21 protein-coding genes are annotated in these 26,276 nt (G+C 60.5%); 3 read left to right on the forward strand and 18 right to left on the reverse strand.

The window, feature by feature from the left end; all coding sequences use genetic code 11:
- The 13 genes from AC11W3_RS06205 to AC11W3_RS06265 form a co-directional block, all read right to left on the reverse strand.
- Positions 1 to 1,053 (reverse strand): HD-GYP domain-containing protein (locus tag AC11W3_RS06205; protein ID WP_484092662.1); only part of this gene is annotated, 1,053 nt, incomplete at its 3' end.
- Positions 1,054 to 1,530: 477 nt separating this feature from the next.
- Complete coding sequence (locus tag AC11W3_RS06210) at positions 1,531 to 2,079, reverse strand: 2-oxoacid:acceptor oxidoreductase family protein (RefSeq protein ID WP_484089882.1); 549 nt, start codon at positions 2,077 to 2,079, stop codon at positions 1,531 to 1,533.
- A 20-nt stretch (positions 2,080 to 2,099) separates the two neighbouring features.
- Entirely contained in the window at positions 2,100 to 2,912 is an 813-nt protein-coding gene (locus AC11W3_RS06215; protein ID WP_484089881.1) for a 2-oxoacid:ferredoxin oxidoreductase subunit beta, read from the reverse strand.
- 1 nt (position 2,913) lies between these two features.
- A complete protein-coding gene (locus AC11W3_RS06220) occupies positions 2,914 to 4,047 on the reverse strand; it encodes a 2-oxoacid:acceptor oxidoreductase subunit alpha (protein WP_484089880.1) in 1,134 nt (377 codons plus the stop codon).
- A 22-nt stretch (positions 4,048 to 4,069) separates the two neighbouring features.
- A complete protein-coding gene (locus tag AC11W3_RS06225; RefSeq protein ID WP_484089879.1) occupies positions 4,070 to 4,261 on the reverse strand; it encodes a 4Fe-4S binding protein in 192 nt (63 codons plus the stop codon).
- A gap of 183 nt (positions 4,262 to 4,444) precedes the next feature.
- Positions 4,445 to 5,398, reverse strand: coding sequence for a malate dehydrogenase (mdh, locus tag AC11W3_RS06230; RefSeq protein ID WP_484089878.1), 954 nt, complete (start codon positions 5,396 to 5,398; stop codon positions 4,445 to 4,447).
- Positions 5,399 to 5,447: 49 nt separating this feature from the next.
- A complete protein-coding gene (locus AC11W3_RS06235; protein ID WP_484092663.1) occupies positions 5,448 to 7,679 on the reverse strand; it encodes an NADP-dependent isocitrate dehydrogenase in 2,232 nt (743 codons plus the stop codon).
- 644 nt (positions 7,680 to 8,323) lie between these two features.
- Entirely contained in the window at positions 8,324 to 8,914 is a 591-nt protein-coding gene (locus tag AC11W3_RS06240; protein WP_484089876.1) for a LysM peptidoglycan-binding domain-containing protein, read from the reverse strand.
- Between the two features lie 103 nt (positions 8,915 to 9,017).
- Positions 9,018 to 10,799 (reverse strand): aspartate--tRNA ligase, encoded by a 1,782-nt coding sequence (gene aspS, locus AC11W3_RS06245; protein WP_484092664.1) that lies wholly within the window; start codon positions 10,797 to 10,799, stop codon positions 9,018 to 9,020.
- Between the two features lie 154 nt (positions 10,800 to 10,953).
- The gene (locus AC11W3_RS06250) at positions 10,954 to 11,691 is read right to left on the reverse strand and encodes a FadR/GntR family transcriptional regulator (protein ID WP_484089874.1); all 738 of its coding nucleotides are present in this window, start codon (positions 11,689 to 11,691) and stop codon (positions 10,954 to 10,956) included.
- Positions 11,692 to 11,785: 94 nt separating this feature from the next.
- The gene (locus AC11W3_RS06255) at positions 11,786 to 13,027 is read right to left on the reverse strand and encodes a (Fe-S)-binding protein (RefSeq protein ID WP_484092665.1); all 1,242 of its coding nucleotides are present in this window, start codon (positions 13,025 to 13,027) and stop codon (positions 11,786 to 11,788) included.
- A 189-nt stretch (positions 13,028 to 13,216) separates the two neighbouring features.
- A complete protein-coding gene (locus AC11W3_RS06260; protein WP_484089872.1) occupies positions 13,217 to 14,590 on the reverse strand; it encodes an FAD-binding oxidoreductase in 1,374 nt (457 codons plus the stop codon).
- A gap of 156 nt (positions 14,591 to 14,746) precedes the next feature.
- Positions 14,747 to 16,786, reverse strand: coding sequence for an L-lactate permease (locus AC11W3_RS06265; protein ID WP_484089871.1), 2,040 nt, complete (start codon positions 16,784 to 16,786; stop codon positions 14,747 to 14,749).
- 431 nt (positions 16,787 to 17,217) lie between these two features.
- Here AC11W3_RS06265 and AC11W3_RS06270 point away from each other — a divergent pair, with 431 nt between their 5' ends.
- Together AC11W3_RS06270 and ldhH are read left to right on the forward strand one after the other, a co-directional pair.
- Positions 17,218 to 17,769, forward strand: a complete 552-nt coding sequence (locus AC11W3_RS06270; RefSeq protein ID WP_484089870.1) for a LutC/YkgG family protein — start codon at positions 17,218 to 17,220, stop codon at positions 17,767 to 17,769.
- Positions 17,766 to 19,901, forward strand: coding sequence for an L-lactate dehydrogenase (quinone) large subunit LdhH (gene ldhH / locus AC11W3_RS06275; protein ID WP_484089869.1), 2,136 nt, complete (start codon positions 17,766 to 17,768; stop codon positions 19,899 to 19,901). Before AC11W3_RS06270 ends, ldhH begins: the two co-directional genes overlap by 4 nt.
- Positions 19,902 to 20,007: 106 nt before the next feature.
- On the opposite strand, the gene AC11W3_RS06280 is transcribed toward ldhH, so the two are convergent.
- Positions 20,008 to 20,229 (reverse strand): hypothetical protein, encoded by a 222-nt coding sequence (locus AC11W3_RS06280; RefSeq protein ID WP_484089868.1) that lies wholly within the window; start codon positions 20,227 to 20,229, stop codon positions 20,008 to 20,010.
- Between the two features lie 286 nt (positions 20,230 to 20,515).
- Positions 20,516 to 21,097 carry a YceI family protein gene (locus AC11W3_RS06285; protein WP_484089867.1) on the reverse strand — a complete coding sequence of 194 codons (582 nt, stop codon included), beginning with the start codon at positions 21,095 to 21,097 and terminating at the stop codon, positions 20,516 to 20,518.
- Between the two features lie 299 nt (positions 21,098 to 21,396).
- Between AC11W3_RS06285 and AC11W3_RS06290 the strand changes: the two genes are divergently transcribed.
- Positions 21,397 to 21,885 (forward strand): ferritin-like domain-containing protein, encoded by a 489-nt coding sequence (locus AC11W3_RS06290; protein WP_484092666.1) that lies wholly within the window; start codon positions 21,397 to 21,399, stop codon positions 21,883 to 21,885.
- Between the two features lie 67 nt (positions 21,886 to 21,952).
- Here AC11W3_RS06290 and speA read toward each other — a convergent pair whose 3' ends face one another.
- From speA to AC11W3_RS06305, 3 genes are read right to left on the reverse strand one after another with little or no spacing between them, the layout of a single operon-like run.
- Positions 21,953 to 23,869 (reverse strand): biosynthetic arginine decarboxylase, encoded by a 1,917-nt coding sequence (gene speA, locus AC11W3_RS06295; RefSeq protein WP_484089865.1) that lies wholly within the window; start codon positions 23,867 to 23,869, stop codon positions 21,953 to 21,955.
- 41 nt (positions 23,870 to 23,910) lie between these two features.
- Complete coding sequence (nspC, locus tag AC11W3_RS06300) at positions 23,911 to 25,041, reverse strand: carboxynorspermidine decarboxylase (protein WP_484092674.1); 1,131 nt, start codon at positions 25,039 to 25,041, stop codon at positions 23,911 to 23,913.
- Positions 25,042 to 25,061: 20 nt separating this feature from the next.
- On the reverse strand, positions 25,062 to 26,264 hold the full coding sequence (locus tag AC11W3_RS06305; RefSeq protein ID WP_484089864.1) for a saccharopine dehydrogenase family protein: 1,203 nt from the start codon (positions 26,262 to 26,264) through the stop codon (positions 25,062 to 25,064).
- Between the last annotated feature and the right edge of the window lie 12 nt (positions 26,265 to 26,276).

The raw sequence follows: 26,276 nt of genomic DNA on the forward strand, positions 1-26,276 counted from the left end.
CTCCTCGTGGCTCATCGGCCCCTTGTAACTCCGCTTCGAGCGCAAAGCATCGTAGACGTCTGCGATCTTCACTATACGTCCGGCAATCGGGATTCTCTCGCCTTTGAGTCCCTTCGGATAACCCGTCCCGTCCCAGTTTTCATGGTGCGAGATCGCTATTTCCCTCGCTACTTTCAAACGCGGCGAATCTCCCAGGATCTCCAGACCGAAGGCGGGATGCTGCCGCATCAGCTGCATCTCCTTCACCGTCAGCGGCCCCTTCTTTAGCAGGATGGCGGCCGGGATCCTTATCTTCCCCACGTCGTGCATCTGCGAGGAGATGGACATATCCTCAACGAAGGCGATGTTGAACCCCATGTTGGCCGCGAGGGCACCGGCGTACCGGTTGACGCGGACCACATGCTTGCCGGTGTCCTCTTCGGCAGCCTCGCAGGCCCGGGCAAGGGCCTCGATGGTGTAACCGAAGGCGCGCTCTGTTTCACACATGACATCCGAGACGGTGACCAGGGAACCGATGACAACTGCGGCACTCCTAAGGACATCGGCGTCGTACTCGTTGGCGCCTCCAGGATAATTGAAGGCGACTATAACGCCAGGCGATTCCCCGCTGATCCTGCAACTCACGAAGTTGACGACAGCCCCCTCGACGGCTTCCGTTACCTGGGGATGGAAGAAGGACTGGAACTCCTCGACGGAGCCGCAGATGTCTTTCCAGTTGATCGCCACCACATCGCTCCCCCCCTCAACCTGTACCAGGCTTATGGCATAACTTGAATCGGGATCGATGGAGATGACCTCCGATCTCTCGACGAGCTGCCCCTGTCTCAGGTGAAAGACCCTTCCAGAGCAGCAGCTACCTTCCGCCCCTTCGGAGGCGATGAAGATGGCCGACGGCCCCCGCCGCCCCTCCCCCCCCAAGAGCTTTCCGAGGACGTCGTAATAGAGCTCGTCGCTGGTGAACTTGCGCCGGGAGAAGCCCTGCAAGGTCTGGTCGGTAAGTGCGATGAGATCGAGGGTTTGCCTGAGGGCCATGTGGCAGAGTTCATCGGACATGCGGATTCCTTTTGGGCGGATGCTATCGGCGCCTGGGGACAGGTCGGCGCCCGGGTTGACGGAATGGGAGTATTTATAGCTGATGACGCAGAAAACTTCAATGAAGGGAAAGGTGGGGATGGTAATTGTGGAGGACTTGCCATTAATCGGCTGGGTCGGACAAAGGCAATCCCCCCCAGCCCCCCTTTGTCAAGGGGGGGGCCTGATACCGCCCGTGTAAAGAAGGGCCTGATACCGCCAGTGCAAGGGGGGGCCTGATACCGCCAGTGTAAGGGGGGGCCTGATACCGCCCGTGTAAGAGGGAGCTTGACGCCGGCACTGAGCACGAGTGTAGAGATGTTCCGGCTCGTCTTTCTCTGTGTCCTCTGTGGACGGGACCTCTGTGTCCCCTGTGGTCAAAGCTTTTCAGCCTCAAAGGCAAAAAAAGGCCCGACGGGAAAACCCGCCGGGCCGGTACTGCAGATTTACTGAGACTGACTAGGCCATTGCGGCGGTAGCCTTGTCGTAGCCCATGGAGAAGGCTTTCTTGTTCAGCTCCATGAAGGCTTCCGGAACGCGGGCGAGAACTGCTTTCTCGGCCGATTCCTTGCTCACCACGCCGGTCAGTGCGACCATGGCGCCCAGCGCCACGATGTTGGCAACGATCTCGCGGCCGACTTCGTTCTTGGCGGTGTTGATGATCGGGAAGGCAACGGTCTTGAAGTTCCCCGGGGGTACGTTCTTGACCAGGTCGGAGTCGATCAGCAGCACTCCGCCCTCTTTGAGGTCGTGGGAGTACTTGTCGGCGGACTCCTGGGTCAGCGCGAGAAGCGCGTCAACCGTGGTTGCCTTCGGGTAGTCGATCATGCTGTCGGAGACGATAACTTCCGACTTGGAGGCGCCGCCCCTGGCCTCAGGGCCGTAGCTCTGGGACTGGACTGCCTGCTTTCCGTCATAGATCGAGGCGGCTTCAGCCATGATGACGCCGGCAAGGATGAGACCCTGCCCGCCAGCCCCGGAAAATCTGATTTCATATCTCTGAGACATGTTGGGTTCTCCTTCCTTTATTATTTCTTGGCGCGCTCAATGACCTTGGCGTATTCGGTGGTGTACTCCGGCTTCTCGACCTTGTGCAGGACGCCGGTGATGATTTTGCCTTCCAGCTGCTCCGGGGTCATCTTCTCGGCTGCCTTCACCGGGACGGCGATGTCCTTGAGGCGGTTCATCATCTCGATGACCGACTTGAACTTGTTGCGGCGACCGTAGGTGGTCGGGCAGTCGTCCAGGATCTCGACCACGGAGAAGCCCTTGTGCTGGACCGCTTCCACGATCAGCTTGTCGATCTGGGTGGCGTGGTATGCGGTGCCGCGGGCCACGAAGGTTGCGCCGGCGCCGATGGCGAGCTTGGCGACGTCGAAGGCCGGATCCGGGTTCCCGTAAGGGGTGGTGGATGCCTTGGCGCCGGTCGGGGTGCAGGGGGAGAACTGCCCGCCGGTCATCCCGTAGATGTTGTTGTTCATGATGATGTAGGTCATGTCGATGTTGCGGCGGCAGGCGTGGATGAAGTGGTTGCCGCCGATGGCGGTGCCGTCGCCGTCGCCGCCGCACAGGATCACGTTCATTTCCGGCTTGGCCATCTTCACGCCAGTGGCGAAGGCAGCGGCACGGCCGTGAGCGGTGTGCAGGGTGCAGCAGTCGAGGTAGCCGGGGAGACGCGAAGCGCAGCCGATACCGGAAACGATGGCGGTGTTGTTCTTGTCGAGTCCCAGGGTGTCGATGGCACGGATCAGCCCCTTCATGACGATGCCGTGGCCGCAGCCGGGGCACCAGATGTGGGGCAGCTTGCCGGGACGGATGTACTTATCGTAATCAAAAGCCATGTTACTTGACCTCCTTGATCTTTTCCAGGATCTGCCCCGGGTTGATCGGCTCGCCGTCAACGCGGAAAATGCCGGTTACCGGCGCCTTTCCTTCCACGCAACCCTTGACCAGGTTGGTGCACATGCCGAGGTTCATCTCAGGGGTGATGATCCCTTTGACCTTGGCGCCGAGGGCAGCGAGCTGCTTCTCGGGGAACGGCCAGAAGGTCTTGATCCTGAAGAGGCCTGCCTTGATGCCGGCCTTCCTGGCCTCGTTGACCGCGAAGCGGGCCGAACGGGAGGTGGAGCCGAAGGCGACGACGGCAACGTCGGCGTCGTCCAGGAGGTACTCTTCGAACTGGACGATGTCGTCCACGTTGGCTTCAACCTTACGCACCTGGCGCTCTTCCTCGTCCTGCACCCAGGCAGCCTTGGTGGTCGGGAAGCCGTCCTGGCCCTTGTTGAGGCCGGTGACGTGGAAGCGGTAGCCGGAGCCGAAAGCGGCCAGCGGCGGAACGTCGCCGAAGCTGGTGTCGTACGGCTTGTACTGCTCGGGCGGAACGGAGGGTGCGGTCCTGTTGATCACTTCCAGTTCGCCCGGCTCGGGGAACACGATGCGCTCGCGCATGTGGGCCACGATCTCGTCAGGCATGACCATGACCGGCGTGCGGTATTTCTCGGCCAGGTTGAAGGCGCGTACGGTCTCTTCGAAGAGTTCCTGCACGGAGGCCGGGGTGAGGCAGATGGCGGGATGGTCACCGTGGGTGCCCCACTTGGCGCTCATGACGTCGGACTGGGAAGGACCGGTAGGCATACCGGTGGAGGGGCCGCCCCTCATGACGTTGATGATGACCGCGGGGGTCTCGGCGATGCAGGCGTAGCCGATCAGCTCCTGCTTGAGCGAGAGTCCCGGACCGGAGGTCGCGGTGAGCACCTTGGCGCCGGTCAGCGATGCGCCGATAACGGAAGCCATGGCGCCGATCTCGTCTTCCATCTGGATAAACTTGCCGCCGATTTTCGGCAGCTCAGCGGACATCACTTCCGCCACCTCGGTGGAGGGGGTAATCGGATAACCGCCGAAGAAAGTGCAGCCGGCATAGAGTGCACCTTGCGCGGCGGCCTCGTTCCCCTGAAGGAATGCAACTTTTTTAGCCACTTTAACTACCTCCTAAAAATAATTAAGACACTTTGATGGCAAAGTCAGGGCATCTAAGTTCGCACTGCATGCACTTGATGCAAGCCTCAAGGTTCTTGACGCTTGCCACGAAACCCTTCATCTCCAACACCTTGGTCGGGCAGAACTCCACACAGATGTGGCACCCTTTGCAGTACTTCTCGATGATCTCGATTGTCGCGAGTTTTTTCTCCATCCACGTAGCTCCTTTGACGAATATGCCCTTTCAGGCTGGAAATATCGCTTTATAGCATATACTGTATACAAAATGCAAGTAACAGTTGCCGGAAAAAACAAGGTTTTAGCCCGCCGTTTACCCCGCAAAAAAGGGGGCAAGGAGGGATCCTCCTTACCCCCGTGGTGCTAGCTCAGCGAGACGTTACTTCATGGAGCCGACCAGCTCCTTGACGGCTGCGACGGACTTGTCCATCATGGCCTGCTCTTCCGCGTCGAGTTCGAACTCGAGGATCGACTCGACACCGGCAGCGCCCAGGACGCAGGGAACGCCGACGTAGAAGCCTTTCACGCCGAACTCGCCGTTGAGGTATGCGCAGGTCGGGAGGACGCGCTTCTGGTCCTTGAGGATGGACTCAGCCATGGCGATGGCGGAGGAAGCCGGGGAGTAGAACGCGGAACCGGTTTTGAGCAGGGCAACGACTTCGCCGCCTGCGCCGCGGGTCCTTTTGACCATGGCTTCCATGACTTCTTTGGCCTTGGCTTTGTCCTTGTACTTGCGCTCGAGGAGTTCCATGACGGGGATGCCGTTCACGGAGGCGTAACGGACCAGCGGTACCATGTCGTCGCCGTGGCCGCCGAGGGTCATGGCGTTGACGTCCTTCACGGAGACGCCGAGTTCCCAGGCGATGAAGGACTGGAAGCGGGCGGAGTCGAGTACGCCGGCCTGGCCGATGACGCGGTTGGTCGGGAAGCCGGTGATCTTCTGGCAGAGGGTCACCATCGCGTCGAGCGGGTTGGAGATGACGATGATGAAGGCGTTGGGGGCGTTGGCCTTGATCCCTTCGGCGACCGAGGTCATGATCTTGGAGTTGACTTCGATCAGGTCGTCGCGGCTCATGCCCGGTTTGCGGGGAAGGCCGGCGGTGACGATGACCACGTCGGACCCTTTGATGTCCTCGTAGCTGTTGGTGCCCTTGAGGCAGACGTCGAAGCCGTCGACCGGGCCGACTTCGGCGATGTCGAGCATCTTGCCCTGGGGAAGGCCCTCGACGATGTCGAACATCACCACGTCGCCGAGTTCGCGCAGAGCGCAGAGCTGAGCCAGAACGCCACCAATCTGTCCACCACCAATAAGTGCGATTTTCTTACGTGCCATGTTTTCTTCCTCCGCAATTAGATTGAAGTTATATACGTGATACAACAGGTTAGGCGTTGATTGAGTTGACGATTGCGTTCAGGGTAGCGCTGGGACGCATGGCCTTTTCGGTCTTGGCCTCGTCCGGGTGATAGTAGCCGCCCATGTCGACCGGTTTGCCCTGGGCCCCGATCAGTTCTGCGTTGATCTTCTCCTCGCTCTCCAGGAGCTGCTTGGCCACCTTGGCGAACTTCTCCTGCAGCGCCTTGTTCTTGCCCTGGGCGGCGAGAGCCTCTGCCCAGTACATGGCGAGGTAGAAGTGGCTGCCCCTGTTGTCGATCTGGCCGACTTTACGGGCCGGGTTCTTGTTGTTCTCGAGGAACTTGCTGTTGGCCTGGTCGAGGGTCTCGGCCAGGAGTGCAGCCGTCTCGTTCTTGAAGGTGGCGGCGAGGTGCTCGAGGGAGACCGCCAGGGCCAGGAACTCGCCCAGGGAGTCCCAACGGAGGTACCCTTCCTGCTGGAACTGCTGCACGTGCTTCGGTGCGGAGCCGCCTGCACCGGTCTCGAAGAGGCCGCCGCCGGCCAGAAGGGGCACGATGGAGAGCATCTTGGCGCTGGTGCCGAGCTCGAGGATCGGGAAGAGGTCGGTGAGGTAGTCCCTCAGCGCGTTGCCGGTGACGGAGATGGTGTCCTGGCCTGCTTTGGCCCTGGGGAGGGTGAAGCGCATCGCCTCGACCGGGGACATGATGTGGATCTCGAGGCCTTTGGTGTCGTGGTTCTTGAGGTACTTCTCCACCTTCTGGATCATCTGGGCGTCGTGAGCCCTGTTCTTGTCGAGCCAGAAGACAGCCGGAGCACCGGTCGCCCTTGCCCTGTTGACAGCCAGCTTGACCCAGTCCTGGATCGGGAGATCCTTGGCCTGGCAGCCGCGCCAGATGTCGCCGGCTTCCACGGTGTGCTCGAGGACGGTCTCGCCGGCGCCGTTGACCACGCGGACGGTTCCGTTGCCGGGGACCTTGAAGGTCTTGTCATGGGAGCCGTATTCCTCGGCCTTCTGTGCCATGAGGCCCACGTTGGAGACGCAGCCCATGGTGGTCGGGTCGAACTGGCCGTTCTTCTTGCAGAAGTCGATGGCTTCCTGGTACCACTCGGAGTAGCAGGTGTCCGGAATCACGCACTTGGTGTCGTGGAGTTTCCCGTCCGGGCCCCACATCTTGCCGGAGTCGCGGATCACGACCGGCATGGAGGCGTCGATGATGATGTCGTTGCTGGCGTGCAGGTTGGTGATCCCTTTGTCGGAGTCGACCATGGCCAGAGCCGGGCGCTTGGCGTAGACGGCCTTGATGTCGGCCGCGATCTCTTCTCTCTGCGCTTCGGGCAGCTTCTGGAGCTTCGCGTACAGGTCGCCCAGGCCGAGGTCCGGATTTACGCCCAGCTCCTTGAAGGTGGCTGCGTGCTTGCTGAAGACGTCCTCGAAGAAGACGGAGACGAAATGGCCGAAGATGATGGGATCGGAGATCTTCATCATGGTCGCCTTGAGGTGCACGGAGAAGAGCACGTCCTTAGCCTTGGCGTCCTCGATCTGCTGTGCGATGAACTTGCGCAGTGCGGATGCGCTCAGGAACGAGCCGTCGAGCACCTCGCCTTCCTGAAGCGGCAGCTTCTCTTTGAGGACCGTGACTTTCCCGGACTGGTCGACGAACTCGATGCGGACGGTGTCGGCCTGCTTCATGGTCGTCGATTTTTCGCTGTGGTAGAAGTCGCCGGCATCCATGTGGGAGACGTGGGTCTTGGAATCCGCGGTCCAGGCGCCCATCTTGTGCGGGTGCTTCTTGGCGTATTCCTTGACGGCCTTGGCGGATCTCCTGTCGGAGTTGCCTTCGCGGAGGACCGGGTTTACCGCGCTGCCGAGCACCTTGGCGTAGCGGGCGTGAAGAGCCTTCTCTTCTTCGGTCTTCGGCTCCTCAGGGTACTCCGGAAGTTTGTAGCCCTGGCTCTGCAGTTCCTTGATGGCAGCCTTGAGCTGCGGGATGGAAGCGGAGACGTTGGGGAGCTTGATGATGTTGGCTTCCGGCTTCTGGGTCAGCTCGCCCAGGTAGGCCAGCTCGTCCGGCTGCTTCTGCGCTTCGGTCAGATAGTCGGGGAAGTTGGCGATGATCCTGCCGGCAAGAGAGATGTCCCTCGTCTCAACGACAACGCCGGCTGCCTTGGTGAACGCATTGACGATAGGAAGCAAGGAGTACGTGGCTAATGCGGGTGCCTCGTCGATTTTGGTCCAGATGATCTTTGCTGTTTCTGTCATGTTCTCTCCTTAGATTTTAGCTATCTAGCCAAAGGCTTAATGGAAGGGCACCGGCAACTTGCCATCTGCCCCCACGGTAATCTTTTCGCCAGCAGAAACATCCACACGTCGGCAGCCGGCGCCTGCACCGGTTCCGTGAGGGTGGGAACGGCAATTCTTCAGGGATTACGCGGATATTAGCGGAAGGCTACCCTAAATAAAATTTTGTATACAGTATACAAATCGTTTTTCAGTGTCAAGGGAAAATCTTGGTGCAAACTTATGGAAAGTGAAAAATATTACACCCCTCACACGGGGAGAAAAAAAGGGCGTAAGGACTGCCGGCAGCACCGCTTTTCATTGCCGGCCGGGGTGCCGATCGAGAAGAGTCGCTCTGGTGCCGAGGCCCTGACAACCGGAGGCTTTCCGCAGCCGCCACCGTAGGCGAAAATGCGGCACGAGCCACAAGGAATGCGCCGGATTTCCAGGAGCGGCATTAAGTCGATGTGAGGGTGCGTGGGGTTCAGCGGGACACTGAAACTGGAAGGATCTGGATCGGAGAAAGAGCAGAGCTCCGGCGCGCGCGGTTCTTACTTCGAGAGTGCCGCCTGTACCCGGGCAAAAAAGGGGGCGGGTCTTTAGACCCGCCCCCTTCGTTGATAAAGCTAGTGCAGCGGCCGCTCCTGCGCGTAACGCCTGGCTTCGGCGATATCATCGCGGCCGAGATTGCGCGGCACTTTCAACACCTGCCCGGGCCAGATGTGGCGCGGGTCGCGGATCTGGTCCCGGTTGGCACGGTAGATGAGCGGCCAGAGGTTGCGATCGCCGTAGACTTCGGGCTGGGAGGCGATCAGCGGGAGCGATTCCCCGCGTCGCACCGTGTAGGACGAAACGAGCAGATGCTCCTTTTGAGGCTTTACCTTCCTGCGGGCGACTTCCGCCGCTTCCTTCTGCGCCAGCGCTTCCGCCTGCGCCTGGGCCAGGCGATCCGCCTCCTCCCGTTCCCGGCGCTCCAGCTCGGCCTTTTTCTTCTCCTCGGCCCGCCTTGCTTCCTCCTCCTGGCGCGCCTTGAGCTCCGCGAGCTCCTTCTCCATCAGCCCGGCCTTGAGCAGAGCCAGGCTGAAGTAGTGCTCGGATTCCTCCCGTTCCTGCTCCTTGAGCAGGGCTTCCGCCTTCCGATAGGCCTCCACCGTGCTCCCGAACTCGGCCGGGAGAAGGTTCTCCCCGCCCTGCGCCCTGACCCGAGCCAGCGTCACAAGCACCTGCCCCCTCAGACGAGGGGGCTCGGTGGCGCAAGCGGTCAGGGAAAGAATCAGCAGAGGCGTTATGAAATGGCCCCAAAACTTCAATAGCGGCCCGCTACTTCGCAGCCAGGCGAATGCCGAGTTCACGCAACTGGAGGTTGTCGACGCCGGAAGGTGCGTCGGACATGAGGCAGGCGCCTTTCTGCGTCTTCGGGAAGGCGATGACGTCGCGGATGGAATCGGAACCGGTGATGAGCATCATGAGACGGTCGAGACCGAAGGCGATGCCGCCGTGCGGCGGGGTGCCGTACTCGAGGGCGTCGAGGAGGAAGCCGAACTTGCTCCTGGCGTTCTCCTCGGAGAGGCCGAGCATCTTGAACATCAGCGACTGCACCTCTTCCTGGTGGATCCTGATGCTCCCGCCGCCGATCTCGTTGCCGTTCAGTACCAGGTCGTAGGCCTTGGCGCGGCAGCGGCCGGGATCGCTCTCCACGTACTCCAGGTCCTCGTCCATCGGAGCGGTGAAGGGATGGTGCACCGCGGCCCAGCGCCCACCTTCCTCATCCCACTCGAGGAGGGGGAAGTCGGTGATCCAGACGAAGCGGAAGTCGTTCGGGTCGGTGAGGCCCATCTTGGCGGCGAGGTGGTTCCTCAGGCGGCCGAGGGAATCGTTGACGATCTTCGGCTTGTCGGCCACGAAGAGGAGGAGGTCGCCTTCCTCGGCGGCGAATGCCTTGTCCATGGTGGAGATCTCTTCGGCGGTGAAGAACTTGGCGATCGGGGACTGCCAACCTTCGGAGGTCATCTTCACGTAGGCGAGGCCCTTGGCGCCGTAGATCTTGGTGAACTCGGTGAGGTCGTCGATCTCCTTCCTGGAGAAGGCGCCGCCCCCTTTCACGTTCATCCCCTTGACGATGCCGCCGGACTTGACCACGTCGGCGAAGACCTTGAAGCCGGAGTCCTTGACGAGGTCGGAGAGTTCCACGAGCTCGAGTCCGAAGCGCAGGTCGGGATTGTCGACGCCGAAGCGGCGGATGGCCTCGGCATAGGTCATCCGCTCGATCGGGAGCTGGACGTTGACCCCTCTGGCCTCGGAGAAGATGCGAGCCATGAGCCCTTCCATGACGGTGATGATGTCCTCACGGTCGATGAAGGACATCTCGCAGTCGATCTGGGTGAACTCGGGCTGGCGGTCGGCGCGCAGGTCCTCGTCGCGGAAGCAGCGGACGATCTGGAAGTAGCGGTCGAAGCCGGAAACCATCAGGATCTGCTTGAAAAGCTGCGGAGACTGCGGCAGCGCGTAGAACTCTCCCTTGTTGATGCGGGAGGGGACCAGGAAGTCCCTGGCGCCTTCCGGGGTCGACTTGGTGAGGAAGGGGGTCTCGAGTTCGAGGAAGCCGTTCTCCGTGAGGTAGGAGCGGGTCAGCTGGGCGACCTTCGAGCGCAGTATCATATTGGCCTGCAGCGTGGGGGTGCGCAGGTCGAGGTAGCGGTACTTGAGGCGGATGTTTTCGTTGACATCGACGAAGCCGTCCAGCATGAAGGGGAGCGCCTTGGAGGGGTTGAGGAGCTTGCACTCGGTGACCAGCACCTCGATCTCCCCGGTCTTCATCTTGGGATTGACCGTCCCTTCCGGGCGGTGTCCCACCGTCCCCCTGATGGCGAGGACGTATTCGTTACGGGCGGACTCGGCCTTGGCGTGGGCGGCGGCGGATCTTTCCGGGTCGAAGACAATCTGGGCGATGCCGTCCCTGTCGCGCAGGTCGACGAAGATGAGGCCGCCGTGGTCGCGCCGCTTTGCTACCCACCCCATGAGGACAACTTCCTGTCCTATGTGTTCGGCCCTCAACTCGCCGCAGTAGCTGGTCCTCTTCCAATCCCCCAGAAAATCTATCATTGAAAAACCCTCCTTGGTTTTATCTATAGGGCGAAAATCGGGTAACTATACCCAAAAAGCCCCCCTGCTTCAACCAAAAACCGCCAGCGGTGCGGGATTGTGAACAAGGGAGGGAGAGGGGGAGCTGGACCTGGATGGACAGGAGAGTTTTTTATCAGGCCACGGAGAGGTCGGCGCCGCCGCGCATGGAGACGTAGGCGGAGCAACGCTTGTGGGCGAAGGTGAGATGCTCCATCATGGCCTCCCTCGCGCCATCCGAGTTGTGGTCCCGGATCATCTCGTAGATCCGCCGGTGATGGTTGTAGAGGAGCCGGTGGTCCTCCTCGGTCAGATAGACCGCTCGCCATACGTCGCGCTGGAACTCCTGCATGGCGTCGAAGATGCTCTGCATCATGTGGAACCAGACCACGTTGTGGGTGGCCTTGGCGATCAGGGTGTGGAAATGGGCGTCGAGGTCCTCGGAATGCTTGAGCGTCTCGAGGTTTTTGGCCATGCCGTCGATGATCACCTCGAGGCGCCTGACGTCCTCGGGGAGGGCGCGGGAAGCGGCGTACCACGAGGTCCACGACTCCATCCCCTTGCGCACCTCGATGACGTCGAGGGCCCGGTCCCCATCGATCCGTATCAGCTCGGAAAGGGGCATGGTCGCCGAGGTTTCCACCAGCGAGCGGACGACGGTCCCCCCCCCCTGGTAGGTCTCGACCAGCCCGGTGGAGGCGAGGACGTTGAGGGCTTCGCGCACCGACGGCCGCGAGACGCTGAACATCTCTGCCAGTTCCCGCTCAGGAGGAAGCTTCTCCCCCGGATTGAACTCCCCCGCGAGGATGGAGGCGCGGATCTGCTCAGCTATCTGGGTCGAAACCTTCTTAGGTTTTATCGGGGTAAACTTCATGACCGCCACGGATACTATATTAATATTGCGATGGCAATAGCTTTTAAACAATTAGCCACGGAGACACGGAGAAAATCTGAGAAGACAACCATCTCTACCGGTCGAGGCTCATCCGCAGCAGTTCAGTCAGATGGATCACCTTGACCTTCGGAGAGGCCTCCGACAGAGCCTTCTTCAACTGCAGGAGACATCCCGGATTGCTGGTGACCAGATAGTCGGCACCGGTCTTGTGGACGTTCTCGACCTTCCGGTTCAGCACGCGGTCCGACATCTCAGGCTTCTCGATATTGTAGGTCCCGGCGGAACCGCAGCAGGAATCGGCTTCCGGCAGTTCCCGGTAATCCAGCCCCGGAATCATCTTGATGAGATTGCGCGGCTGACTCCGGATCCCCTGGCAATGCGCGATGTGGCAGGGGTCGTGATAGGTCACCTTCAGCGGCAGAGGCTTCAACCTCTTCTCCAGCTCCGCCCCCTCCATGGCAAGAACCTCGGATATGTCGCGGACCTTGGCGCTGAAGCCGACGGCTTCCGCCTCACCATCCAGATGATGGCCGTACTTCTTCAGTTCCGCACCGCACCCCCCGCAGTCGGTGACCACGAAGTCGACGTCGAGGGACTGGAAGAGCTCAGTGTTGAAGCGGGCGGCCTGCAAAAGTCCGTCCATGTCATGGCCCAGCATGTTGGGGGCCCCGCAGCATTTCTGGGCCTTCGGGGTGATTACCGTGTACCCGAGGCTGGATAGGAGCTGGACGGTGGCGAGGCTCGCTTCGCTGAAGATCAGGCTCATGACGCAGCCTAGGAAGAAGCCGACCCTCCCCTTCTCTTTTCCCCGGGCCGGCGTCACCTCGTCCAGGGTCTGGCGCAGCGGAGCCGACGGGAGGCCGGGGAGCAGCCCCTCCATCCTGCCGAGGGCGGACGGGAAGATCTTCAACAGTCCGAGCGAGCGGACCACCTTCTGCATTCCGCTCCGCTGGTAGAGCCGAAGCGGCGCCGTCGCCGTCTCCAGCCGGTCGGGATGCGGCACCAGCCTCCTGAGGATCAGGTCCTCCATCAAGGAGAGGCCCTCCTCCTGCTTCTTCTCGCAGCGGAACTCGGCCATGAGTTCCCCGGCGTTGACCCCGCAGGGGCAGGCCGAGGCACAGGCCTGGCAGTCGAGGCAAAGGGAGACGTAGTCGAGGAACTTCTCCGTCGCCGAGAGCTCACCCTCCTGGAACTTGCGCACCAGTGCCACGCGGCCGCGCGGGGAGGCGGTCTCCAGGAAAGTTTCCTTATAGGTGGGGCAGTGCGGGAGGCACATCCCGCAGCGCATGCAGTTTATCAGTTTTACGTAGTCCATATTGACCTTTAATGATGTTTGCGTGCTTCGACAGGCTCAGCACGAACGGAATCTCAACACGCCCGGACTAAACTCCGTTCCAGGTGAATTCAATTTCCAAGTGCACCACGTGAGCGGCTATACCCGACCCGATTCCGTTCGCCCTGAGCTTGTCGAAGGGCGCACTTTTTTCTTTGAAAAATCGAAGTGCTAGAAGATCTTCCCGGGGTTCAGGATGCCCTTCGGGTCGAAAGCCCCTTTTATCCCTCTCATCACCCAGAGCCCCGACTCGCCGACCAGCTTGGGCAGATACTTCTTCTTGGCCACGCCGACGCCATGCTCGCCGGTAATGGTCCCGCCCATCTCGATGGTGGCTTCAAAGATCTCCCCGAACGCCTTGTGCGCCCGAGCGATCTCGTCCTGGTCCCGCTCATCGGTCAGGCAGGTGGGATGGAGATTGCCGTCTCCGGCATGGCCGAAGGTGCCGATGGTGAGATCGTACTTCTTCGCCGTCTCCTGGATGAGTTTCACCATCGCCGCGATGCAGCTTCTGGGAACGGTGGCGTCCTCGAGGATGGTGGTCGGCTTGAGCCTGGCCAGCGCCGATAGGGCGACCCGGCGCGCCGTCGCCAGCTTGAGCGCCTCGTCGACGGTCGCGGCAGTCTGGAAGAAGGAGCACCCGTTCTGCTCGCAGATGACGCGGATCCCGGCGGCATCATCCTCCACCTGCGCCGGATGGCCATCGACCTCGATCAGCAGCACCGCGTCCACGTCGAGCGGCAGCCCCACGTGGGCGTACTCCTCGACGCAGCGGATAGTCACCCGATCCAGGAACTCCAGGGTCGCCGGTATGATCCTGGCCGCTATGATCCGGGAGACGGTGAGGGCAGCCTGCTCGAGCTGGGGGAAATGTACCAGCATCGTCTTCTTTGCCTGCGGCTTCGGGATCAGCTTCACCGTGATTTCGGAGAAGATGCCGAGGGTCCCCTCGGAGGAGACCAGCAGGTGGTTCAGGTTGTAACCCGCCACGTCCTTGACGACCTTGCCGCCGGTCTTGAGGATCTCCCCGTTGGCGAGAACCGTCCTGAGCCCCATGACGTAATCGTCGGTGACCCCATACTTCAGCCCGCGCAGGCCGCCGGAGTTCTCGGCCACGTTGCCACCCATGGTCGATATGTTCATGCTCCCCGGATCGGGCGGGTAGAAGAGCCCCTTCGCCTCGACCTCGCGGTGCAGGGTGCTGGTGATCACACCGGTCTCCACCGTCGCAGTCAGGTTCTCCTCGTCGATCTCCACAATCCTGTTCATCCGGCTGGTCTGCAGCACGACCCCGGCATCGAAGGAGATCGAGCCGCCAGAGAGATTGGTGCCGGAGCCGCGCGGAGTTACGCGCACGCCGGCGTCATGGCAAAGCGCCATTACCCGCGCGATCTCCTCGGTACTCCCGGGGAGGACCACCACGCCCGGCCGGCTCTGCAGCTCCGGGGTCGAATCGTAGCCGTAACAGGCAAGAGCCTCGTCGTCGGTCAGGGTGTTGGTGGGTCCGACGATCTCGGCGAGGGCTTTTACGAAAGTCTTATCCATGCTTACATATCCTTGTCAGAAGGTACCCTCGCCACCTCTCGGCACATTCGGAGAGACGGCTGAGAAGAGAAGCAAGTCCCCCTGCCCTTAGCAATCGGGGAGTTTTGAATCTCCCCCTCCCCTTGAGGGAGGGGGTTGGGGGGTGGGGAAGCGACATCACGGGATCATCCACGGGAAGACGTAGGCCTGCAGCGCCACGATGATGCCCATCACGATGGTCAGGAAGAGCGCATGCTTGATGGTGAAGCGGAAGAGGTTCCCCTCCTCGCCGACCAGGCCCGTTGCGGCGCAGGCGACGGCGATCGACTGCGGGGAGATCATCTTGCCCATGACCCCGCCGCTGGTGTTGGCGGCACAGGTGAGAAGCGGGTTCACACCGAGTTGCTCGGCCGTCACTTTCTGCAGGCCGCCGAAGAGGACGTTGCTGGAGGTGTCGGAGCCGGTCAGGAAGACTCCCAGCATGCCGAGGAAGGGCGAGAGGAACGGGAAGAAGGCTCCGGCTTTGGTGAAAGCCATCCCCATGCTGGTGGTCATGCCCGAGGCGTTCATTACAAAGGCCAGACCCACCACCGAGGCCACGGTCACAGCCGGGAACCTCATCTCGTAAAGGGTCTTGCCCAGCACCTGGAAGAAATCGGCCACACCAATGCCGCAGATGAGGGCGGAAAGGATGGCGGCGATCAGGATAGCTGTCCCTGCTGCGGACATGTAGTTGAAGTTAAATTTCGCAGCGACCTTGGCCGGCAGTTGGTCGGTCAATGCCTTGTCCAACGACTTGAAGCGATCCTTTTCCACCACCTTCTGGGCTACCAATTCCTTACCGAGCTTCTGCAGGTCCTTTTGCTTCTTCTCGATGGCGTCGAAGGCTGCGCCCCTCTCCTTGGTCAGTACCGGCGTCTGCCCCGGAAGGGACTGCTCAACGACCAGTAGCTTTTCTTCCAAACCCTGCAGGTCGGCGAGGGCGGAGGCTAATGCCACCTGTTTCTGCTCCGGCAGCGCTGCCGGTTTCGTAACGGTCGAGACCGGCAGCGCGATCTGGCTAGGATCCGCAGAGGCAACCAGCACCGACTTCCCGGGGTTCGCGGGGGCGAGGAGCGCGGTCTGCCTGGCTATCTCACGCTTCACCGCCGCAATCTTCTTGATGCCGTCTTCAGGCTTGGATACCTTCTTGGCGATGGCGTTGTCGAGGCCCGGTATGGGGATCACCACCTTGCTCTTGTCAAGCGAGTCCTTGACGGACGGGATACCCCAGACGAGAACCATGGCGGTCAGTGCAAGGTACGGGGCCCAAGCGCGGAAGACTTCGGCTCCGCTATAGCTGTGGCTCTCTTTCCCGCTGTACTCCGGCTCGTGGTCGAAGGTCCAGACGGTCTTCGGCTGCCAGACCTTGAGCAGGATCACCAGCGCAGCCAGCGTGGTGAGGGAGGCGATGATGTCGGGGAGATAGGGACCGAGGAAACTTGCGCAGCCCCACTGCGAGAACGCGAAGGTCGCGCCGCAGACGATGATGGCGGGAAGGACCTCCATGGTCTTCTTCCAACCGGCCATGATCATGATGACGTAGAAGGGGATGAACACCGAGACGAAGGGAAGCTGCCTCCCCACCATGGTGGAGAGCTTCATCAGACCGCCGTCGTCGTATCCCATGACACCGGCCAAGGCGACGACGGGGATACCTATGGCGCCGAAGGCCACCGGTGCCGTGTTGGCGATGAGGCAGACGCTTGCGGCGTAGAAGGGACGGAAACCGAGACCGACCAGGGTGGCGCCGGCAATGGCCACCGGGGTGCCGAAGCCCGCGGCGCCCTCGATGAAGGCGCCGAAACAGAAGGCGATCAGGAGGGCCTGCAGCCGCCGGTCACCGGTGAGTCCGGCCAGCGATGCCCTGATGATCTCGAACTGTCCCCCCTTTACGGTGATGTTGTAGAGGAGCAGCGTCGTCACCACGATGTAGAAAACGGGGAAGAGGCCGAAAGCCGCGCCGTGGAGGGTGGCGAGACCGGCGAGCTTGACCGGCATCTGCCAGCAGAATACCGCGATGGCGACGGCAAAGGCCACTGCCAGCGGGCCTGCCTTGTGCGCCTTCATCTTGAAGACGGCCAAAGCGACGAAGATCACAACAAGTGGAACGGCTGCGACCAGGGCCGACATTCCGAGACTTCCTCCCAGCGGGGTGTAGCTTTGAATCCATGGCATGTGCATTTTCTCCTTCGTGTTGAGGCTTTAACGATAGGGTCATCGGCAGCGACCGGTAAAAGGTTTTGATTTTCACGGGGGAGCGCAGCTTTCGCCGGGCCTTGCCCCGTGGATGCAGGGACCATTGAGGTGAGGGAGAGCGGGGCCATGGACCGTGTCAATTTTGGTAAGACCAATTATCTTCTTTTTAAAACGCTGTCAAGTTTTTTTCGCCAGCCCGCCAAAATCGCTTTACTAGGACCACCTTATGAATTATCATCGGCGCTGTCAGTTGGTCATATCATTTCCGGAAGCGCGGCAATGGAGACCATCGAGAAGAGATTAACCGCGACGACACCTTCGGCAGGTGTCTCGATAAAACACCTTTTCTCCCCCGCCGACCCACAGATTGTGCGGGGGGAGCCGATGTCCACGAAGAGGAGGGAAGTGAGATGTATGACCAATTTAAAACCAAGGCGACCGGGGTCGGCGCCGAGGTCCACAGGTTCGAAACCAGGCAGGAGGCGCTGGAGTTCGTACTCCAGTTCTTGAAAAGAGAAGGCCTGGCCGATGTTCCAGGAAGCCGTGCCGTCTGGGCCGACTGCCCCTTCCTTAACGGTATCGACCGAAAGGCGCTAGCGGAGTTGCCGGGGCTCAAGCTGGAGGTAACGCGGGAAGCCGCCAGCCACTCCAGGTTCGGCATCAGCCAAGTCGAGTGGGCCCTTGCCGATACCGGCTCCCTGGTCCAGGACCAGACCGGGGTGGAGCAGCGGCTGGTCTCCTCCCTTACCGATATCCACATCGCCTTCGCCCCCACAGGCAACATCCTCTCCGGCAAGGTCGAGCTCTTCTCCAGGATCAATCCTGCTACATCGCGGTACATCGCCTTCATCACCGGCCCGAGCCGGACCGCCGACATCGAGCGAGTGCTGACCATCGGCGTGCACGGACCTCAGCGGCTGGTGATAATTTTCGTGGATGAACTGGGAGGGGAAGGACGATGAAGAAGGAATTCAAGGCGTCGATAAATAGGGCGGTCAACGACGCCAATCTCACCGGCGCCCTCGGCAAGTTCTCAGAGGCGTACAAGGTGAACCGGGCCAAGGCCTATGAGGGTATCGATTTCGAGGCCATCCGTGGACGGATAGCCGAAACGAAATCGGCCGCCGCAGCCCATCTCGACGAGGTCGCCGCGACCTTCCAAAGAAACGCCGAGGCACTGGGGGCCAAGGTCTTCCGCACCCGCGATCCGCAGGCGGTGAAGGATTACATCCTGCGGGTGGCCAAGGATAACGGCGTGGAGACGGTGGTGAAGTCGAAGTCGATGGCGACCGAGGAGATCCACCTGAACCCCTTCCTCCAGGAAAACGGCATCTCCGTTGCCGAGACCGATCTCGGGGAATGGATCATCCAGCTGGCCGGGCAGACGCCATCGCACATGGTGATGCCGGCCATCCACCTGACCAAGGAGGAGGTGGCCGAGCTCTTCAGCAAGGAGGTCGATGAGAGGTTGAGCACCGACATTCCCAGGCTGGTAAAGGTGGCGCGCAACGAGCTGCGGCCGAAGTTCCTTGCCGCCGACATGGGAATCTCCGGCGGCAACATCGCGGTGGCCGAGACCGGCAGCATCGTCCTGGTCACCAACGAAGGCAACGCGCGTCTGGTGACGTCCCTCCCGAAAATCCACATCGCTCTCATTGGGGTGGAGAAGCTGGTCGAGAAGTTCGAGAGCGTGGCGCCCATACTGGAGGCGCTGCCGCGGAGCGCGACGGCGCAGCTTTTGACCAGCTACGTCTCCATCATCTCCGGCCCCACGCCCAACGACGACGGTTCATTGAAGGATCTGCACATCATTCTCATGGACAACCGCCGGACCGAGATGGCTGAAGATCCGAAATTCAAGCAGGCGCTGCAGTGCATCCGCTGCGGCTCCTGCCTGAACGTCTGCCCCATTTTCCGGCTGGTGGGCGGGCATGTCTTCGGATCGGTCTACACCGGCGGGATCGGGACCATCCTCACCGCCTGGTTCGACGAGCTGAAGAAGTCCGAGGACATCCAGGGGCTTTGCATCCAGTGCGGCAACTGCAAGGAGGTCTGCCCCGGGAAGCTCGACATCCCGGAGATGATCATGGAGATCAGGCGCCGGCTGGTGCTGGAGAAGGGGCAGCCACTGGCCCAGCAGGCGATCTTCGGCGTGGTCAACAACCGCAAGCTCTTCCACGGCATACTGAGAGCCGCTTCGGTCGCCGCCAAGCCGCTGGCCTCGGGAGGATTCATCCGCCACCTGCCGCTGTTCCTGTCAGATCTCACCGCCGGCCGCAGCCTTCCCGCCATCGCGTCAGAGCCCTTCCGGGACAGGTTCGGGAAGATAAAGCAGCCCGTGCAGAAGGAGAAGGTCTGCTTCTATGCCGGATGCCTGATCGATTTTGCCTACCCGGAGATGGGGGTTGCGCTGGTCAAAGTCCTCAACAGGGCCGGGATCGAGGTGATCTTCCCCGAGGAACAGACCTGCTGCGGGGCTCCCGCCCTCTATAACGGAGCCTACGAGGTCGCCGCTCAAAATGCGATCGACAACATCGAGGTGCTTCTGAAGGAAGACGTCAGCTACGTGGTCTCCGCCTGTCCGACCTGCACGGTGGCGCTCGTTGAGGACTTTGCCAAGACACTGGAAGCGGTAGGGCGGACGGAATGGCTGGCAAAAGCAAAGAAGCTCTCGGAAAAGACGATAGATTTTTCGTCTCTCGTGAAACGGCTGGTCGACGAGGGGCGTCTGACCTTGAAGGAAGGGGAGCAACTGGGGAAGATTACCTATCACGACTCCTGCCACCTGAAGAGGACGCTGAAGGTGCACAAGGAGCCGAGGGAACTACTTCAGAAGGCGGGATATGAGCTGACCGAGATGCACGAGTGCGACATGTGCTGCGGCATGGGCGGGTCGTATTCGATGAAGCTCCCGGAGATCTCGGCGCCGATCCTCCGGGGCAAGCTGAGGAACATAAAGGATAGCGGGGCCCCGCTGGTGGCGATGGATTGCCCTGGATGCGTGATGCAGATCAGGGGGGGCTTTGACCAGGACGGGTCGGGCGTAGTCGTGAAGCATTCGGTGGAACTGCTGGCGGACCGGCTGGCGGAGTGATGTTTGCCTCCCCCTCCGGGGGGGAGGAGCTGTGGACGATGGACGTAAAAAAGCCGCTCGTATGAGCGGCTTTTTCGTTACTTCCCGGTGGGGATGCAGCCTTAGCCTAAACCTTGCCCTTCACCGGCTCCGGTTTTCCGAAGAGGGCTTTTGCAGCTCCGATGACCATCATCGCGGCGGGAACGAGCTGCCCGGCGAAGATGACGGCGCAAAATCCCAGGAATGCCCAGCAGAGGATGCCGGGCTCGTCGGCCTGCGCACCATTGGCGGCAAAAGCCGTCGATGTCGATGCGGCCATCGCGATTAGGGTGTTCATAGGTGCTTTCATGACATCCTCCTTTTAGGCTGTGATCTATAACTCCTGATCCTTAAATAGCATTAGACGTGCCACATTTAAAAGATACCGCAACTTCCGCCCAAGTCACCGGAAAGCCGCCATTTCACCCGCCCTCGCAGCGCCATCAATTGAGCCAGTGAACATCGATGTAGTATGGTTTCCACATACACTTTGCCGGCGCTCATTGACTCCAACCTCCTTCAGGCACCGGAACTTGCCGGTGTTATTACGGTATTTGCACAATACAAAGGTGTATAGCTTTTACATGCGGCAACGCCTACTCCGCAGGGGCCTTCACCATCTCGACCTCGAGACTGATGCCGACCTCGTCACCTATGAGGGCAGATCCCGAGGTGATCCCGAACTCCTTCCTGCTGATCCTGGCCGAGGCAGAGGCGCCGCGCCGGATGCTCCCCTTAGGGTCTTTCACCTCAGGAGTCGGTCCTTCCACGTCCAGGACCACCTGCCGGGTCACCCCGTGCAGGGTCAGATCTCCCGCTACCTTCAGCTTCCCCTCACCGCTCCTGGTGACACCGGTGGAGGCGAAGGTCATGGCCGGGTACTTCGCGACGTCGAAATAATTGGCGCTTTTCAGATCCTTATCCCGCCGATTGACTCCTGTGTCGATCGACGCCGTCTCTATGGTGGCTTTGACTGTTGATTTGGTGATGTCACTGTCGTCGATCTTCACCACCCCGCGCACGCTGTGGAACACCCCCTTGACGTTCGACACCATGAGGTGGCGGATCTTGAAACCGACGTTGGAATGGTCGGGATCGATATTATATGAAGCGGCGAAGCTGAAGGTCGGGAGCAGGATCACAGCAACTGCGGTAAACATCCTCATAATAGTCTTCATGGCTTTCTCCTCCAGATTGTTGTCTCTCGATCATCGTGAACCTTTCCCTCCAAGGCTGATGATATCACCGATGTTCCTCTTGTCCATCCGTGCTTGCTGTGACAGCGACAGCATGGAACAAGCTATCTGTCCTACAGAAACGCCACCTGTTCCTGCCGTTTCTTGACAACAGTCCCACTTTCTTGACAACACCGCGACATGTGTGAAACTTGAAACAGTAACGGATGCTTTTCAGTGACTACGGAGTGCTGTCTCTACACCAACAAACCGGCAGCTGGATCAATGACGGGGGTGACGCGATGAACATTTATGACTTTGCGATGAAGATGGAACTGCAGGGGAAGGCCTACTATGAGGATCTGGCCGCCTCGACCAAAGCCCCCGGGTTCAAGACCATCTTCCAGGGACTGGCGGCCGATGAGCAGAAGCACTACGAGGTCTTTCACGGGCTGAAGGAAGGAAAGCCGTTCTCAATGACGGAGTCGCAGGCCTTGAAGCAGGCGAAAACGGTCTTCGCCGAGTTGGTTACCGTGAAGGAGCAGTTGATGGGGCAACTGCATGAGGATCTGGATGCTTACAAGGTAGGATTGAAGATAGAGGCGGACAGTGTGAAGCTGTATGAGGATCTGGCAAGGAAAGAGCGGAATCAGGATCTGGTGCAGCTATATCTGAAGATAGCTGACGAGGAGAAGAAACATTACAACATCATCGACAACATCTGTGACTTCGTGATGAGTCCGAAGTACTACCTGGAGTGGCGCGAGTTCAGCAACCTGCATGAGCTTTAGCTGAAGGAGTCACTCTCGGCATGAAAAAAGGGGCGGACCCGGGAGTCCGCCCCTTTCTTGTTTATGGTTATTCTCCCAGGTACGTGTACGACTGCAGCGTCTTGTCGAGGAGTTCGAGGAAGTGGCTGCTCTCCTCGATCGATACCTTCTGCAGCGAGACGTCCTTCTCCAGGTTGTTCCGCACCCGCTTCAAGATCTCCGAGCTGTCATACTGTACGTACTTCAGGCTCTCCCAGGTCGCGTCGCCGTTGATGACGGTGTCGATCTTGTAGTTGGTCTTCTTGTTGAAGGTGATGTGCACCGCGTTGGTGTCGCCGAAGAGGTTGTGCATGTCCCCCAGGATCTCCTGGTACGCCCCGATCAGGAAGAAGCCGATGTAGTAATCCTCGCTCGACTTGATCTTGTGCAGCGGCAGGGCCTTGGTCCTGCCGTTCTGGCCCACGAAGCTCGTGATCTCGCCGTCGGAGTCGCAGGTGATGTCGGCGATGGAGGTCAGCACGTCCGGCTTCTCGTCGAGCCGCTGGATCGGCACGATCGGGAAGAGCTGGTCGATGGCCCAGGAGTCCGGGATCGACTGGAAGAGCGAGAAGTTGGTGAAGTAGGTCTGCCTCAGGCTCAGCGGGAAGTTCTGCAGCTCCTCGGGGATCGGCTTGATCTTCTCGACAATCGAGTTGATCTTCCTGATGATCTTGGAGTAGATCCACTCGGCGTTGGCCCGCTCGTTCATGTTCAGGTAGCCTAGGTTGAAGAGGCTCACCGACTCCTGTATCAGCTGGATGGTGTCGTGGTAGTCCTCCCTCAGCGAGTGGCGGTCGATGCTCTTGTAGATGTCGACCAGCTTCTTCACGGTCGGCGAGAGCTGCGACAACTTCTCCGGATCGGTCAGGATGGAGTCGAACTCCGGCAGCAGCGTCTGGGTGTTGTTGTTGAGTACGTTGGTCACCAGCACCGAGTAATGGGCGACGGTGGCACGCCCCGACTCCGAGATGATGTTCGGGCACGGAACCTCGGCGGTGTCGCAGATGTTCTTCACCTGGTAGATGACGTCGTTCGCGTACTCCTCGATCGAGTAGTTCACGCTGGAGAAGTAGCTCGACTTGGAGCCGTCGTAGTCGACCCCAAGGCCGCCGCCGATATCCAGGAACTCCAGGCCCACCCCGAGCTTCCTCATCTCGACATAGATCCTGGTCCCCTCGATCAGGGCGTTCTTGATCTTGTCGATCTTGGTGATCTGGCTGCCGACGTGGAAATGGAGGAGCTTCACGCTGTCCAGCAGGTTGCTCTGCTTCAGCATGTCGATGGCCGCCATGATCTCCGAGATGCGCAGGCCGAACTTGGCGTCGTCACCCCCGGAGGTGGACCACTTGCCGATCCCCTTGGAGGAGAGCTTGACCCTGATGCCGAGCTTCGGGGTGATGCCGGTCCTCTTCGCGACCTCGACGATCTTCTCCAGCTCGAAGAGTTTCTCGATGACGATGGTGATGTCGTAGCCCACCCTGGTGGCGTAAAGGACCGTCTCGATGAACTCGGTGTCCTTGTAGCCGTTGCACAGGATCGGGAGGTTGCTCCCGGTCGACATGGAGATCGCCGCCACCAGCTCGGGCTTGGAGCCGACCTCGAGACCCATGTTGTGCTTCTTCCCGAAGTTGGCGATCGCCTCGACCACCTGGCGCTGCTGGTTCACCTTGATCGGATAGAAGGTCTGGTACTTCGCCGGGTAGTTGTTGTCCTGGATGGCGTTCTTGAAGGTCCGGCTGATCGAGGCGATGCGCCCCTCCAGCACGTTCATGAACCTGAGCAGGATCGGGGGCTTGATCTTTCTCTTGATCAGGTCGTCCACCAGTGCCCTGATGTCGATGACGTGCTTGGAGTTGGGCGACGGGTGCACGCAGACGTTGCCCTTCTTGTTGATGGAGAAGAGCTCTGCACCCCAGTTGTCGATGTTATAGATCTTGGCGGATTCGTTAATGGACCATTTAGGCATAGTTCATTTCACCTGTTGAGTGATTAGTTTCGTTGACGGCATCAGGACAGACGGTTCTTGAAGTCCTGGTAGCAAAAACTCCGCACGACCTTCAGTTCACCGGTCTGCGGTTCATACGTGCAAATGTGCGGGTGCTGGATCCCGTTGAAGGTGGTGGTCTTGACCATGGTGTAGTGCGACATGTCCAGAAAGGCCAGGCGATCACCGGCGGAAAGCGGCTTTTCGAACGACCAGTCGCCGATGACGTCGCCGGCCAGGCAGGACGGCCCCCCCAGCCGGTAGCTGTGAGGTTTCACGCCGGGATCGAAGCCATCCTTGATCTCCGGGCGATAAGGCATCTCCAGGATGTCGGGCATGTGGCAGGTGGCCGAGACGTCCAAGATGGCGATATCGACCTCGTTACGGACCACGTCCATGACCTCGGAGACCAGGATGCCGGTGCCGATGGCGATGGCTTCGCCAGGCTCCAGATAGACCTCAAGGTCGTACTTCTCCCGGAAGTACTTCACCAGCTCCACCAGGGCGTCGATGTCATAGCCTTCGCGAGTGATGTGGTGCCCGCCGCCGAGATTCAGCCACTTCATCCGCGGCAGGAACTCCCCGAAGTTCTCCTCGAAGACGCGCGCGGTGCGCTCCAGGGGATCGAAGAGCTGCTCGCACAGGGTGTGGAAGTGCAGCCCGTCCACGCCCTCGAGTGACCTGCCTTCGAATTCAGACCGCACGATCCCCAGCCGCGACTTCGGCGCCGCCGGGTCGTAGATGGGGGTGTGCCCCTCGGAATGCCCTGGGTTCACCCTCAGGCCGATGGAAACGCGGCCTGCGCACTCCTCCCACAGCGGGCGGAAGCGCTCCAACTGGTTGAAGGAGTTGAAGACCAGGTGGTTCGAGGTCGTCAACAGCTCCGCCACGTCGCTCTCCTTGAACGCCGCCGCGAAGCTGTGCACCTCGCCCCCGAACTCCTCCCGCCCGAGCCTCGCCTCCCACGGAGAGCTGGCACAGACGCCGTGGAGCGTCTTTGAGATGACGGGGAAGACGCTCCACATGGAGAAGGCCTTCAGCGCCATCAGGATCTTGGCCCCGCTTCGCTTCTGCACCTCGTCCAGGATCGCCAGGTTGTGGCGCAGCCTTCCTAGGTCCACCACGAAGGAGGGAGATGGGGCGAGCCGGGTCATCTCTTCCACATGCAGCTTGGTCACGTAAGCTCCAGCCAGTCTCCCCCCTCGACCACCTCGTAGGGAAGGCCGAAGGTGGAGAGGGTTTCCAGGAACGGCTCGGGATCGAACTGCTCCATGTTGTAGACCCCCTCCCCGCGCCACTTGCCGGTCAGCATCATGATCGCGCCGACCACGGCGGGGACACCGGTGGTGTAGCTGATCGCCTGGGACTTCACCTCGCGGTAGCAGGCCTCGTGATCGCAGATGTTGTAGATGTAGACCTGCTTCCTCTGGCCGTCCTTGATCCCCTTGGCGACCACGCCGATGCAGGTGCGCCCCTTGGTCAGGGGGCCGAGGCTGCCGGGATCCGGAAGAACCGCCTTCAGGAACTGCAGCGGGACGATCTTCTGGCCGTTGAACTCGACCTCGTCGATCCTGGTCATGCCGACGTTCTGCAGCACCTCCAGGTGCTTGAGGTAGTTATCAGAGAAGGTCATCCAGAACTGGGCCTTGCGGATGGTCGGGATGTGCTTGACCAGCGACTCCATCTCCTCGTGGTACATGCGGTAGATGTTCATCGGGCCGATGCCTTCGGGGAAGTCGAAGCTCCGCTTGGTCCCCAGCGGGCCGCTCTCGACCCAGGCGCCGTTTTCCCAGTGACGGCACTCCGCGGTCACTTCGCGGATGTTGATCTCCGGGTTGAAGTTCGTGGCGAAGGGCTGGCCGTGGCTGCCGGCGTTGGCGTCGATGATGTCGATCTCCTGCACCTCGTCCAGGTACTTCTTGGCGGCCAGGGCGGTGAAGACATTGGTGACGCCGGGATCGAAGCCGCTGCCGAGGAGCGCCATGAGCCCCTTCTCCCTGAAGCGGTCCTGGTAGGCCCACTGCCAGCTGTATTCGAACTTCGCGGTGTCGAGCGGCTCGTAGTTGGCGGTATCGAGGTAGTCGACGCCGGTTGCCAGGCAGGCATCCATGATGGTCAGGTCCTGATAGGGGAGCGCCACGTTGATGACGAGCTTGGGCTGTTCGCGCTTGATCAGCTCGATCAGCTCCGGCACGTTATCGGCATTCACCTGCGCGGTCTTCACCGGAAAGTCGGGAATCTGCTCCGCAATGGCCTTGCACTTGGACTCGGTGCGCGAGGCAAGGGTAATGCCGGTGATAACGCCGCGGGCCTGGGCGCACTTGTGGGTGACAACACCGCCAACTCCGCCTGCCCCTATTATCAGTACTTTGCTCATTGTTATTTCACT

The sequence above is a fragment of the Geomonas sp. genome (assembly GCF_056994735.1).